We start from the raw sequence: 12,889 nt of genomic DNA, 5'->3' as shown, positions 1-12,889 counted from the left end.
CGGGGCGGCTGCCGCTTCGCATCGCCCGCATGGCAGGCTGTTGCTTCACCCCGTTTCTTGTCCGGATGCGCCGGCCTGGCCGATGCGTCCGTTGTTGTCTGCGTGCCGCCCGTTTAGCCGTGGCGTGCCGCATAGTCCAGGTACCACGGGCCGCTTTTCGTCCGCTTGCGGCCCGTGTTCCTGAACGACCTCCGCTAATCTTGTCGACGACCCCTGCAACCTGGCCAGCCGATGCGGGCCAGTTCCTGCCGCGTGGCCCACGCTTACAGCGCCAGTCCGAATCCCGCCCTGGGATGCGGGGTCGTCCTGAAACTGATCTTCGGCGAACGCGTGCCAGTGTGTTGCCGCTTCGGTTTCAGACGTCCCCCTGTTCCGGGCTTCTGTTCGCGCGGACATATGTGCGACGAACGTGCCAGATATGGCTAATTCCTTGATAACAAAAGGAAAAGGAAATTTTCGGCTGGCCTTGGGCCATTGCTGGCGATCAAAAACGTTCCGTTTTTGATACATCCGGCGGGATTTTTATATTGCAATGCAGCATTTAGCGAGCGGGCAATGCGGCACAGGGATCACAGTGTGCGGCAAGCAGGTGCCGAAAAACCTACTTTTCGCCGGCAATGCCCATCCGAAGGAGGGAGAGCAAAATTTCAAACGCACAGGCGTCAGGACTCGGATGCAGCACGCGAGTGAAGCCGCCGGGTAGTTTCATTTCCGTTACAACAATTTGAACTCTGTACATCGGTAGCCACCTTGGCGCGGCCGCGGTTGTCTTCAGCCTTTTGGCGCCGCGCACGCCGTGCGGGTGCGGTTGGGTGGAGGGAATCGACGCGTTGACAAGCGTTTGCACGATGCGGCGCAGGGCTGGCCCGGCCGTATCTCATCTCTTTGGATGGGGCGGGTAGATTTTTCACGGACGCTGGCACGGTGTGCCAATTGGTTGCGTTCGTGAAACTCGGACCGCTCTGGCAAGCCCGCGGCACCCGCGTGCGGCAGGCCGTCGGAGGGCTTGCAGCATCCGCCAAGCCCTTGATTTCACTGGCCTAGACGAAAATGATTCGTATTGCCAACATCTGCGCCTCAAACAATTTCATGCATGAAACCGCTTGGCTGGCGTGCTGCCGTCGGCGGCAGGGTGGACGTGGCCGGCTTCCTGCCGGACCTGGTCCTCCAGCCATGCATGGAACTGCTGGATGGCCTTCTCGCGCGGATTGCCTTCGCGCCAGGTGACCCAGTAATGGAGGCTGGACGGGATGCGGGTGGGCCCGATCTGCACCAGTTCGCCGCTGGCCAGGTAATCGTGCGCTAGCTGCGCGCGCGCAGTGGCTACGCCCAGCCCGGCGACGGCGGACTGCAGCATCAGGCCGGCATCCTGGAAGATCGGGCCGCGTTCGGGCTCGTCGCCTGGCAGGCCGGCGGCTTCGAGCCAGTCGCGCCAGGGGCGCAGCGCAAAGCGCAGCATCGGCAGGCGCGGCACGTCGGCCAGCGTGAAGCCGGGATAGCGCGCCAGCAGCGCCGGGCTGGCCACCGCGATCACATGGTCCTCGATCAGGTTGTGGCATTCGAAGCCGGGCAGGTCGATGCGCTGGTGCCAGATGCCGACATCGACGCTGTACGGGTCGGGCGGCGTGATCTCCGCATGCAGCCGCAGGTGCAGGTCCAGCGACGGCACCTGGGCGTGCAGGCTGGGCAGGCGCCGGATCAGCCAGGCATTGGCCAGGTCGGCCATCACGCTGACCTGCAGCCGTGTTACCGGCGGTGCGGCGCTGTTGCCGGCCTCGCGCAGCGCGCTTTCGATACTGTCGAGCGCGCCGCGCACCTGTTCGGCCAGCCGCGCGCCCACGCTGGTGGGGGTCATCTGGCTGCCGGTGCGCTGGAACAGCTTGGTGCCCAGGCTGGTCTCGAGCGCGCGGATATGGTGGCTGATGGCGCTGTGCGTCAGGGCCAGTTCCTCGGCCGCGCGCGAGAAGCTGCGGTGGCGCGTGGCGGCCTCGAGCGCACGCAGCGCTTGCAGCGGCGGCAGGTGGACGGGGCGTCGGGCAGGTTTGGCGGGGGATTTGGCCATGGCCGTCAAATTCTACTCACAATTGCCGCGGGTATCTTTCGTTGGCCTTGAATTGCCGGAGGAACGACAATGCGGGCCATCATGACGACTACGACTTCGAACTTGTCTTCTGCGCCCTCGCAAGCGCGGCTTGCCCCTGGTGCTGCTGCCGGCGCCCGCTGGCGCGTGCTGGCGGTATTCTCGCTGGGCTTCCTGGTGTCCTATCTGTTCCGCGGCGTCAACCTGGGCTTTGCGCCGCACCTGACGCGCGAGCTCGGGCTCAATGCCGGTGACCTCGGCCTGCTCACCAGCTTCTACTTCCTTGGCTTCGCCTGCGCCCAGTTGCCGGCGGGCATCCTGCTGGACCGCTACGGCCCGCGCCGCACCGAGGCCGTGATGCTGCTGGTGGCCGTGGCCGGCTCGATGGTGTTCGCGCTGGCGCCCGGCATGGCCGGGCTGGCCGCCGGCCGCCTGCTGATCGGGGTGGGCGTGTCGGTGTGCCTGGGTGCCACCATCCAGGCGCTGTCGATGTGGTTTCCGCTGTCGCGCATGCCATTGCTCAATGGCGTGGTGATGGCCATCGGCGGCCTGGGCGCGGTGCTGGTCGGCGCGCCGCTGTCGTGGCTGCTGTCATTGACTGACTGGCGCACGATCAGCGTGGGGCTGACCGGCATATCGCTGGCGATGGCGGTGCTGCTGTGGTTCGGCGTGCCCGACAAGCCGCGCGCTGGCAAGGAAAGCCTGCGCGAACAACTGCGCGGCACGCGCCAGATCCTGGCCAGCGAACGTTTCTGGCGCGTGGTGCCGCTGACACTGCTCAACCAGGGCGTGTTCATGGCGGTGCAGACGCTATGGGTGGGTGCGTTCCTGCGCGACGTGCCCGGCTTCGATCCGGCCAGCAGCGCACAACTGGTCTCGGTGATCGGCTTCGCGATGATGGCCGGCTGCGTCGGCGCGGGCTGGGCTGCGCGTCACCTGGAGCGTATCGGCGTGAGCCTGTATGCCTTTGCCGGCACTGGCATGGCCGCCTTTATCGTGGTCCAGCTGCTGCTGATGGCGCAAGTCCCGCTGCCGCCGGTGCTGCTGTGGGTGGCTTATGGCGTGTTCGGCTCCAGCGGCATCCTGACCTATGCGGTGCTGGCGCGCAGTTTCCCGGATGCGCTGATCGGAAGGGCTACCACGGCGCTGACGCTGACTGTGTTCCTGTCGACCTTTGCCTGCCAGGTGGGTATCGGCTTCGTACTGGACCTGTGGCCCGCTATTGGTGGCCATTACCCGAAGGAGGCGCACCTGACGGCATGGGCCGGGCTGGTGGCGCTGCAGGCGCTGGCGGCGGTGTGGTACGCGATGGGCGGGCGGCGCGTTCGCCGCGAGGCGGCTGCCGCCCGCTGAGCCGGGGGGCTAGAGAAAGACCGGACGGTCGTCCAGCTCGTTCGGGTTGTGCCCGCCGTCGGACGGGAAGTGCGTGGCCAGCAGCGCATGGATGCGCGCCACCGTGGCCAGCACCGGCCGTACCGACAGGTCCTGCCTGAGTCCCCGCGCCAGTTCGTCGCACAGCTCGCGCCAGGTGGCGGGCCCCACGCTGGCGTCGATGCCGCGGTCGGCGAGCAGCTCGACCGCATGGTCGGCCAGGTTGATATAGAGCAGCACCCCGGTATGGTCGGCGGTGTTCCAGACCTCGAGCGCGCCAAACAGGAAGCGGGCGCGCTCGCGCGGCGTGACGCCGGCCCAGGCATCGCCCACCGGCAGGCTGGCTTCGATCACCACGCGGATCTCGCCGCGGTGGCTGGCTTCGCCGGCATGCACGGCTTCATGCAGCTGCTGCTGGGCTTCGGCCGGAAAGTGCTTGCGGGCTGCGCCGGCCGTGGTGGCGATATGGTGCAGGGCACGTCGGAGATTCGGCATTGTCTTCGTTCCTTGTGCTGTCACCAGTTGCCCGAGGCGCCGCCGCCGTCGAAGCCGCCGCCCCCGCCACCAAAACCGCCGCCGCTGTCACCGCCCCCGCCAAATCCTCCGCCACCACCCCAGCCGCCGCGGCGGCCCCAGTCCTGCCCCATGGTGTAGCCGCCCAGTCCGCCGAGGCCGCCGGCGATCACGTCGCGTCCGCGCCGGGTGGTGACGATCTGCGGCCCGCGCCGGCGCAGGATGGCACTGAGGAAGAAGAACACGATGATCGCCAGCGGCAGCAGTGCCGGCAGCCACTCGGCCAGCCCGGACTGTTGCTGCGCCTTGCGCTGCGGTGCCGCCAGGCCTTCCTTGTCGATGGTGGCCTGGATGGCCGAGATCCCCGCCGCCAGCCCGCCGTAGAAGTCGTTCTGGCGGAAGTGCGGGGCCATCACGTCCTGCAGGATGCGCTTGGACATGGCATCGGTCAGGGACCCCTGCACGCCGCGCCCGACCTCCAGCCGCATCTTGCGCAGCCCGGGCGGGTTGTCCTTGGCTATCAGCACGATCACGCCGTCGTCGATGCCCTTGCGCCCGGCGCGCCAGGCGTCAGCCACGCGGATGCTGTAGGCATCGATCGGCTCGGGATCGGTGGTGGGCACCATCAGCACGAAGATCTGGCTGCCGCGCTGCTGCTCGTATTCCGCCAGCACGTTCTCGAGCGCGCCGCGCTGCTGCGGCGTCAGCGTGCCGGTCAGGTCGGTGACGCGCTGGGTCAGCGGCGGCACCGCGACGAACCCGTCTGCCGCCAGCGCCGGGCCGGCCAGCAATGCCGCCAGCCAGAGCAGGGCGGCAGCCAGCGAGGCGTGCCGCCAGGGCGAGCGCAGGGTGTGGCCCATGGTGTGGCCCGCCTCAGAACTTGACTGCGGGCGGCGTGGAGATGGCTTTCTCGTTGTCCACCGTGAACGACGGCTTGACCGGGTACTTGAAGATCATCGCCGTCAGGTTGGTCGGGAAGCTGCGCGCCAGCACGTTGTACTGCTGCACGGCGGCGATATAGCGCTGGCGGGCTACGGTGATGCGGTTCTCGGTGCCCTCGAGCTGCGACTGCAGGTCGCGGAACGAGGCGTCGGCCTTCAGTTGCGGGTAGTTCTCGGACACCGCCAGCAGGCGCGACAGCGCGCCGGACAGCTCGCCCTGGGCTTGCTGGAAGCGCTTGAAGGCTTCGGGGTCGTTCAGGGTCTCGGGCGAGACCTGGATGCTGGTGGCGGCGGCGCGCGCCTTGGTCACGGCCTCGAGGGTCTCACGCTCGTGCGTGGCGTAGCCCTTGACCGTGTTGACCAGGTTGGGGATCAGGTCGGCGCGGCGCTGGTACTGGTTGATGACTTCGCCCCAGGCTGCCTTGACCGCCTCGTCCTTGGCCTGGAAGTCGTTGTAGCCGCAGGCGGACAGCAGGCTGGCCATGACCGCCAGCAGCAGCCAGCGCAAGACCAGCATCGGCGAGCTGCCGGGCAAGGAGGGGGACGAAGAAGCGCGCATCTGAGACTCCGCGGGTTGGACGAAAACCCAAGTGTAGCGCACCGCCCTTGTCGCCAGAGGTGCAGGCGGCGCACCAGGGCGCCGCCTGCCTGGCATGGCCTCAGCCCGCCGCGAACGCCTTGCGCGCGGCCTCGAGCGTGGCCGCCAGGATGGCGTCGTCGTGCTGCGCCGAGACAAAGCCGGCCTCGAAGGCCGACGGCGCCAGGTAGACGCCGTGATCCAGCATGGCGTGGAAGAAGCGGTTGAAGCGCGCGGTGTCGCTCTTGGTCACTTCGGCGAAGCTGCCCGGCACGCCGTCGCGGAAGTAGATCCCGAACATGCCGCCGATGGCATCCGCCGCGAACGGCACGCCCGCAGCCTTGGCGGCCTCGGCCAGGCCATCGGCCAGCTTGCGGGTCTGGCTGGCCAGGCGGTCATAGAAGCCGGGTGCCTGGATCAGCTTGAGGGTGGCGAGGCCTGCGGCCACCGCCAGCGGGTTGCCCGACAGCGTGCCGGCCTGGTAGACGCCGCCCAGCGGCGCCAGCTTGGCCATGATGTCGCGGCGCCCGCCGAAGGCCGCAGCCGGCATGCCGCCGCCGATCACCTTGCCCAGGCAGGTCAGGTCGGGCCGGATGCCGTAGTGCGCCTGCGCGCCGCCCAGCGCCACGCGGAAGCCGGTCATGACCTCGTCCAGGATCAGCACTGCGCCGTCGCGGGTGCAAAGGTCGCGCATGGCCTTCAGGAAGGCATCGGTGGCGCGCACCAGGTTCATGTTGCCGGCCACCGGCTCTACGATCACCGCGGCGATCTCGCCGGCATGCCTGGCGAAGGCCTGTTCCAGCTGCTCGACGTTGTTGTACTCCAGCACCATGGTGTGGCGTGTCACGTCGGCCGGCACGCCGGCCGACGACGGCGCGTTCTGGGTGGTGTCGGCAAAGGTCAGCAGGCCGGAGCCGGCCTTGACCAGCAGGCTGTCGGCGTGGCCGTGGTAGCAGCCTTCGAACTTGATGATCAGGTCGCGGCCGGTGAAGCCGCGCGCCAGCCGCAGTGCGCTCATGGTGGCTTCGGTGCCGGAGGAGCCCAGCCGCACCTGCTCGATCGACGGCACCAGCTTGCAGATTTCCTCGGCCATGGTGATCTCGGCCTCGGTCGGCGCGCCGAACGAGAAGCTGTGCGCGGCGGTTTCCTGTACCGCACGCACCACTTCGGGGTGGGCGTGGCCTACGATCATCGGGCCCCAGGAGCCGATGTAGTCGATATAGCGCTGCCCGTCGGCGTCCCACATGTAGGCGCCTTCGGCACGCGTGATGAAGCGCGGCGTGCCGCCCACCGAGCGGAAGGCGCGCACGGGCGAGTTGACGCCCCCGGGAATGGTCTGCTGGGCGCGGTCGAAGAGCTGCTGATTACGGGACATGGCGTTGAGGTGAGGACAAGGACTGCAGGGATCGTGTGCGGCGGGCCCGGGACTTATCGTTGACATGCGGCAAAAACAGCGGAAATTCGCTGCAATTGCCCGCCAATCAGGCGCTAACAGGGCGCTAACATGCGCGAACACGGCGGATCTGGCACGATTCTGGCGGCCGCCGGCTGGCGCCGGCGGCACGGTTTCGGTACCATCTGCGCTGGATTTTAATGGAGAGTGGCCAGAGCCTGTTATGGAATACAAGACTTGGATGTGCCTGATCTGCGGCTGGATCTACGATGAAGCCGCAGGCGCGCCGGAAGACGGCATCGCCCCCGGAACCCGGTGGGAAGACGTGCCCATCAACTGGACCTGCCCGGAATGCGGTGCGCGCAAGGAAGATTTCGAGATGGTCGCCATCTGAGGCGACGTCCCCCAGAAGAACAATAACCGGGCGCGCGTCGCGCCGATGCGACAGAACGCCGGCCGGCCGCGGCCGGACCGGATTGACGGCCCCCCGGCGTCTTGTCACACTCTGTTGCAAAATGACTGGCCGTCCATCCGCCTTCAGTGGGGGGACGGTAGGCAGGTGCGGGTTCCACGCACCGCCACTGCCGGGCACAGCCCGGCCTTGGAAGGGAAACAAGAATTGTCGGGGGTCCGTCGGGGCGCGCATGGGTCGCGCTGCTCCGCACGGGTGTTCTCTAGTGCTTGCCGGCGCTCCGCAAGGGGCAGCTGGTCGCGGGAACAACAATGCGGGTCGCTCAAACAGAAGAAAACCAGCGGGTCAATACCGCCGGCGCCCAGGGTGTGGCGCCTGGCGTTTCCATTCCGGACACCACGGCGCAGCCGCGCCGCAAGGTGCTGGTCATCGATGATTCCAGCACCATCCGCCGCACCGCGGAGATCTTCCTGTCGCAGGCGGGATACCAGGTGGTGCTGGCCGAAGACGGCTTCGAGGCGCTGGCCAAGGTGGGCGAGCTGCACCCGGACCTGGTCTTCTGCGACATCCTGATGCCCCGCCTGGACGGGTACCAGACCTGCTCCCTGATCAAGAAGAGTCCGCGCTTTCACGCCATCCCCGTGATCATGCTGTCCTCGCGCGACGGCGTGTTCGACCGCTCGCGCGGCCGCCTGGTCGGCGCGCACGACCATCTTGCCAAGCCTTTTACCCGCGAAGCGCTGCTGCACGCCGTGCAGGCCTGCCTGCCATGCCAGGCCGCGGGCTACGTGCTGCCTGCCTGACGCGCATGCACGCGACGCCATGTACGAATCGAAGGAAAACCTCATGACTGCCATCAACAAGATCCTGATCGTCGACGACTCCCCCACCGAAGCCCTGTTCATGTCCGACCTGCTCGGCAAGCGCGGCTTCAAGGTCTCGGTTGCCAGCAACAGCGACCAGGCCTTCGCGCGCCTGCAGGCCGAGAGCTTCGACCTGATCCTGATGGACGTGGTGATGCCGGGCCAGAACGGCTACCAGGCCACCCGCGCGATCAAGCGCGACGACCGCTTCAAGGACATCCCCGTGATCATGTGCACCAGCAAGGGCCTGGACACCGACCGCATCTGGGGCATGCGCCAGGGCGCGTCGGACTACATCGTCAAGCCCGTCGACGGCGAAGAGCTGCTGGGCAAGATCGCCGCGCTGGCGCACTGAGCTGCCAGCGCAGGCCGTACGGGAAGCCACTGCCACCTGTTCCGGGGACCGCCAGATGAACGCGCCACGCCAAGACCTCCGCGCCCGCCAGACCCGCCTGCAGGACTACCAGGCCATGCTGGCCCGGCGCCTGCGCGAGGCGCGCAGCCTGCCCGCGGCCGACAGCTACCTGGCGCTGCAGGTGGGCGCGCGCAACTGGCTGCTGCCGCTGGCCGATACCGGCGAGGTGCTCGACATGCGCCCGCCCAGCCCGGTGCCGCTGACGCAGCCGTGGTACAGCGGCCTGGTCAATGCGCGCGGCAGCCTGCTGGGCGTGATCGACTTCAGCCTGTTCTGCGGCGGCGCGCCAACGCCGCTGCAGCCCGGCAGCAAGATCGTGGTGCTGTCGCGCCAGGTGGAGCGCGCCTGCGCGATCCTGGCTACGCGCGTGGCGGGTTTGCGCCACGCCGCCGACCTGAGCCTGCCGCACGGCGATGCGCCGCCACCGGCCGGCACGCCGGCATGGGAAGGGCAACGCTTTGCCGACCGCGACGGGCGTGACTGGCAGGTGCTGGACGTGCGCGCGCTGCTGGACGCGCCGGCCTTCCTGCAGGTGGGACGGGTTGCGGCCTGAGGCCCGCCGCCAATTACAAGATACAAGAATGACGCGCAGGCCACGGCCTGCGGCACCCGGCACGAGCCGCCGGGCATGACAACGAAAAAAACGGAAGAGGGTGCCATGGGTTTCAAGAAATTCAGCCTGGGCCGGCGCACGCCGGCAGCCGAAGCAGCCAGCGGCCTGGCGGGCGGGCCCGGCATGGCCTATGCCGGCGGCCCGGAACCCGCACCGGCACCCCCATCCGCCGACGGCCTGGGCGCCACGCCAATGGAGCATGTCACGCGCTGGCTTGGGCGCATGCCGTTCTCGTCGCAGCAGCGGCTGCTGACGGTGGGCGTGGTGGTGTCGCTGGTGGCGCTGCTTGGCTCGGTGTACCTGGACAACCGCATCGCCAACAACGCCGCCGCGCAGATCGAGATCGCCGGCGACATGCTGATGCACTCGCAGCGCCTGGGCAAGGCGGTGCCGGTGGCGCTGCTGGGCAATGCGCAGGCCTTCACCCAGCTGCGCCAGTCGAAAGACGCGCTGGCGGGCGACCTGAAGGCGCTGCAGGAAGGCAGCGACGAGAAGCGCGTGCGCGCCACCACCGGCGCGGCCGAACCGCTGCTCGAGACCGCGATGCAATCGTGGAAGCGCTCCGAGAAAAGCGCCGCCGACGTGCTGGCGCAGCAGCCGGTGCTGACCACCATCGGCCAGACGCTGCAGATCTTCAACGCTTCCAACCCCGAGCTGCTGGAATCCGCCGAACAGGTCGCGGCAATCAAGCTGCAGTCCGGCGCCAACGCGCGCGAGGTGGCCGCCTCGGCGCAGCTGGTGATGCTGACGCAGCGCCTGGGCAAGAACCTGAACGAGTTCCTGGCCGGCGAAGGCGTCAACCCCGAAACCGCGTTCCTGCTGGGCAAGGACACCAACACCTTCCGCGAATCGCTGGACGGCCTGCTCAACGGCAGCGAGGCGCTGCGCCTGTCGGCGGCCACCGATGAAGAGACGCGCGGCTACCTGCAGCAGTTGTCGCAGCGTTTTGAGGCAGTGCAGAAAACCACGCAGACCATCCTGCAGAACCTGCCGGGCCTGATTGCCGCCAAGCGCGCGCAGCAGCAGATCTTCAACGACAACGAGGCGCTGCGCGGCGAACTCTCGGCGCTGCAGCGCGCCTACGCGCAGTCGGCGCGCGTGCGCCCGGTGACGCTGGGCGCGACCGTGGTCTCGGCGGCGATGACGCTGCTGTGCCTGGTAGGCCTGGCGGCGCTGTACCTGCGCGATTCACGCGTGCGCGCGCTGGAAGCCGAGGCGCGCGAGCGCGAGGCCGAGTCCCGCCGCCTGGATGAAAAGCGCAACAACGACAACACCCAGAAGGCGATTCTGCAGTTGATGAACGAACTGCAGGACATCGCCGACGGCGACCTGACGCGCCAGGCCACGGTGACCGAGGACATCACCGGCGCCATTGCCGACTCGGTCAATTACACCGTGGAAGAACTGCGCGAACTGGTCGGCCGGGTGCAGCAGACCGCCGGCGAGGTGACGCAGGCCTCGGGGCAGGTGCAGTCCACCTCGACCCAGCTGGTGTCGACCACCGAAGAGCAGTCGCGCCAGATCCGCCAGACCGGCGAATCGGTGGTGGAGATGGCCGACCGCATCACGCAGGTGTCGCGCGGCGCGGCCGAGTCCGCCAACGTGGCGCGCGCCTCGCTGTCGGCCGCAGAGCAGGGCCAGCAGGCGGTGCAGAACGCCATCACCGGCATGAACGACATCCGCGAGCAGATCCAGGAAACCTCCAAGCGCATCAAGCGCCTGGGCGAGTCGTCGCAGGAGATCGGTGAAATCGTCGAGCTGATTTCGGACATTACCGAGCAGACCAACGTGCTGGCACTGAACGCCGCCATCCAGGCCGCGTCCGCGGGCGAGGCCGGCCGCGGCTTCTCGGTGGTGGCCGAAGAAGTGCAGCGGCTGGCCGAACGCTCCGGCGAGGCCACCAAGCAGATCGGCGCGCTGATCCGCACCATCCAGACCGATACCCAGGACGCCGTGCACGCCATGGAGCGCAGCACGCAGGGCGTGGTGGAAGGGGCGCGGCTGTCGGACAACGCCGGTGCCGCACTGGTCGAGATCGGGCGCGTGTCGCGCCAGCTGGCCGAGCTGATCGAGCAGATCTCGCAGTCCACCTCGCACGAGGCTGACCTGGCCACCACCGTGGCCCGCCATATCGAGCGCATCCTGCAGGTCACCGAGCAGACCACCACCGGCACGCGGCAAACCGCGCAGTCAGTGCGCCAGCTGACGCTGCTGACCGAAGAGCTGCGCAACTCCGTGTCGCGATTCAAGATCGCCTGAGTGGCCGGATGACGCCTGCGACCGCTTCCGCGCACCGCGGCCTTACCGGGCTTAGCGGCCACGCGCTCCATGCCAACACCGCGCCTGCCGCCTGTTGCGGCAGGTTGCCCGCGGCCGCCCTCCGGGCGCCGCACTGGAAGCCGTCATGTCACTGAATTTCCCTGTCCCGCGCGATGGCGCCGCAGCCGGCGCACCGGCTGACGCCGGCGCCGTGCCCGAGCCGGCTCCGGCGCCGCCGTCCGCCAGCGCGCCAGCTGTTCCCGATCCAGGCGCTCCCACGCGCGACCTGTCCGGCCTGGCGTGGCTTGCGCCCAGCCTGCGCAGCGCGCTGGAAGACGCCGCCGCCGAGCTTGGCCACTATGTCGACGAGGTCCGCCAGGCGCCCGAAGCGCTGGGCGCGCGCGACACCACCTCGCTGCGGCTGGCCGGCCAGCACTTGCACCAGGCCGCCGGCGCGGTGCATATCGTCGGGCTGCGCGGCACCGATCCGTATTGCCAGGCCCTGCGCCGCCTGCTCGAAGCCATCGACGCCGGCACCGTTGCCGCCGGCCCCGAGGCGCTGGCGGTATTCCGCGCCGGCGTGCAGGCGCTGGCCGAGTATGTCGACGACCTGATGGCCGGCGACGATGAAGCACCGTTGCGCCTGTTCCAGCCCTACGCGGGCGTGCTGGCGCACCTGGGCGAAGAGCGCGTGCATCCGGCCGACCTGTGGCTCGATGAGCTGCAGATGCTGCCCGGCATGCTGCTGCCGGCAAAGGGCCCGGCGCCGGTCATGCGTGCGCGCCAGCAGTTTGAATCGGCCTTGCTCAAGGCATTGCGCCTGCCTGCGCCGTGCACCGACGCGGCGCTGCTGCGCGAAGCCTGGCTGCCGCTGTGCGCGGCGCTGGACGAGGTGCGCGCCAATGAGCAGGAGGCGCGCCGCGCGGCGGATCATCCGGATCGCGGGGTCTGGCATGTGCTGGGGCTGGTGTTCCGCGCGCTGGGGCTTGGCCTGTTGCCTTCCGACCTGCTGGCCAAGCGCTTTGCGGGCCGCGCCAACCTGCTGCTGCGCCAGTACCTGCAGGGCCATGTGCGCGTGCCGCAGGCGCTGCTCAACGACGCGGTGTTCCTGCTGGTCTGCACCGGCCTGGCCCGCGACGGGGCCGGTGACGGCGATGGCGTGGCTGAGCCGCGTGCCGCGTTGCGTGCCGATATTGCGCGCACGCTCGCGGCATTCCGCCTCGACCCCGCGCACGCGCTTGCCAATGCGGACTTCCGCCAGCGCTATTACGGCTGGCTCGACCCGATCGACACGCGCAACCTGCAGCAGGCCGCCGCCGGGCTTGAGCACGCCGCCGCCGGCGAACCGGCCGGCTGGGAAACCGCGCTGGCCGCGCTGGCCGAAGCCGCGCAGCCGCTCGGGCAGCCGGCGCTGCAGCGCTGCCTGGCGCAGGCGGCCATGCACGGCGGGCA

11 protein-coding genes and 1 pseudogene are annotated in these 12,889 nt (G+C 68.7%); 7 read left to right on the top strand and 5 right to left on the bottom strand.

Translation table 11 applies throughout. From position 1 onward, the window contains the following. Window positions 1-1,087 precede the first annotated feature (1,087 nt). Entirely contained in the window at window positions 1,088-2,062 is a 975-nt protein-coding gene (locus tag CF68_RS19505; RefSeq protein ID WP_035821888.1) for a LysR substrate-binding domain-containing protein, read from the bottom strand. Window positions 2,063-2,143: 81 nt separating this feature from the next. On the opposite strand from CF68_RS19505, the gene CF68_RS19500 reads away from it, so the two are divergent. Next, complete coding sequence (locus CF68_RS19500; protein ID WP_084187338.1) at window positions 2,144-3,433, top strand: nitrate/nitrite transporter; 1,290 nt, start codon at window positions 2,144-2,146, stop codon at window positions 3,431-3,433. 9 nt (window positions 3,434-3,442) lie between these two features. Here CF68_RS19500 and CF68_RS19495 read toward each other — a convergent pair whose 3' ends face one another. From CF68_RS19495 to hemL, 4 genes are all read right to left on the bottom strand, one after another. Continuing rightward, complete coding sequence (locus CF68_RS19495; RefSeq protein ID WP_035821885.1) at window positions 3,443-3,946, bottom strand: TPM domain-containing protein; 504 nt, start codon at window positions 3,944-3,946, stop codon at window positions 3,443-3,445. Window positions 3,947-3,966: 20 nt separating this feature from the next. Then, entirely contained in the window at window positions 3,967-4,824 is an 858-nt protein-coding gene (locus CF68_RS19490; protein WP_035821883.1) for a YgcG family protein, read from the bottom strand. 13 nt (window positions 4,825-4,837) lie between these two features. Further along, window positions 4,838-5,464: a LemA family protein gene (locus CF68_RS19485; protein WP_035821882.1), complete on the bottom strand. Its 627-nt coding sequence runs from the start codon at window positions 5,462-5,464 to the stop codon at window positions 4,838-4,840. 100 nt (window positions 5,465-5,564) lie between these two features. Next, window positions 5,565-6,857 (bottom strand): glutamate-1-semialdehyde 2,1-aminomutase, encoded by a 1,293-nt coding sequence (hemL, locus tag CF68_RS19480; protein ID WP_035821880.1) that lies wholly within the window; start codon window positions 6,855-6,857, stop codon window positions 5,565-5,567. A 241-nt stretch (window positions 6,858-7,098) separates the two neighbouring features. On the opposite strand from hemL, the gene CF68_RS19475 reads away from it, so the two are divergent. The 6 genes and pseudogenes from CF68_RS19475 to CF68_RS38480 form a co-directional block, all read left to right on the top strand. After that, window positions 7,099-7,269, top strand: coding sequence for a rubredoxin (locus CF68_RS19475; protein ID WP_010813017.1), 171 nt, complete (start codon window positions 7,099-7,101; stop codon window positions 7,267-7,269). Between the two features lie 329 nt (window positions 7,270-7,598). Beyond that, window positions 7,599-8,090: a response regulator gene (locus CF68_RS19470; RefSeq protein ID WP_035821879.1), complete on the top strand. Its 492-nt coding sequence runs from the start codon at window positions 7,599-7,601 to the stop codon at window positions 8,088-8,090. Window positions 8,091-8,133: 43 nt separating this feature from the next. Next, on the top strand, window positions 8,134-8,505 hold the full coding sequence (locus CF68_RS19465; protein WP_010813015.1) for a PleD family two-component system response regulator: 372 nt from the start codon (window positions 8,134-8,136) through the stop codon (window positions 8,503-8,505). A gap of 55 nt (window positions 8,506-8,560) precedes the next feature. Further along, a complete protein-coding gene (locus tag CF68_RS19460; protein ID WP_013955791.1) occupies window positions 8,561-9,118 on the top strand; it encodes a chemotaxis protein CheW in 558 nt (185 codons plus the stop codon). Window positions 9,119-9,223: 105 nt separating this feature from the next. After that, window positions 9,224-11,437 carry a methyl-accepting chemotaxis protein gene (locus CF68_RS19455; protein WP_035821877.1) on the top strand — a complete coding sequence of 738 codons (2,214 nt, stop codon included), beginning with the start codon at window positions 9,224-9,226 and terminating at the stop codon, window positions 11,435-11,437. A 145-nt stretch (window positions 11,438-11,582) separates the two neighbouring features. Continuing rightward, window positions 11,583-12,889: pseudogene (locus CF68_RS38480) on the top strand (hybrid sensor histidine kinase/response regulator); the annotation flags it as partial.

Source organism: Cupriavidus sp. SK-4 (assembly GCF_000611125.1).
Lineage (GTDB): Bacteria > Pseudomonadota > Gammaproteobacteria > Burkholderiales > Burkholderiaceae > Cupriavidus > Cupriavidus necator.
Note: the sequence above shows the minus strand (reverse complement) of the source record. Positions and strands in the feature narration are given on the sequence as shown.

Coding starts and splice junctions, on each gene's coding strand:
- CF68_RS19465 (WP_010813015.1), top strand. CDS start 8,134: ATGACTGCCATCAACAAGATCCTGATCGTCGACGACTCCCCCACCGAA.
- CF68_RS19500 (WP_084187338.1), top strand. CDS start 2,144: ATGACGACTACGACTTCGAACTTGTCTTCTGCGCCCTCGCAAGCGCGG.
- CF68_RS19470 (WP_035821879.1), top strand. CDS start 7,599: ATGCGGGTCGCTCAAACAGAAGAAAACCAGCGGGTCAATACCGCCGGC.
- CF68_RS19490 (WP_035821883.1), bottom strand. CDS start 4,824: ATGGGCCACACCCTGCGCTCGCCCTGGCGGCACGCCTCGCTGGCTGCC.
- CF68_RS19475 (WP_010813017.1), top strand. CDS start 7,099: ATGGAATACAAGACTTGGATGTGCCTGATCTGCGGCTGGATCTACGAT.
- CF68_RS19495 (WP_035821885.1), bottom strand. CDS start 3,946: ATGCCGAATCTCCGACGTGCCCTGCACCATATCGCCACCACGGCCGGC.
- CF68_RS19485 (WP_035821882.1), bottom strand. CDS start 5,464: ATGCGCGCTTCTTCGTCCCCCTCCTTGCCCGGCAGCTCGCCGATGCTG.
- CF68_RS19460 (WP_013955791.1), top strand. CDS start 8,561: ATGAACGCGCCACGCCAAGACCTCCGCGCCCGCCAGACCCGCCTGCAG.
- CF68_RS19505 (WP_035821888.1), bottom strand. CDS start 2,062: ATGGCCAAATCCCCCGCCAAACCTGCCCGACGCCCCGTCCACCTGCCG.
- hemL (WP_035821880.1), bottom strand. CDS start 6,857: ATGTCCCGTAATCAGCAGCTCTTCGACCGCGCCCAGCAGACCATTCCC.
- CF68_RS19455 (WP_035821877.1), top strand. CDS start 9,224: ATGGGTTTCAAGAAATTCAGCCTGGGCCGGCGCACGCCGGCAGCCGAA.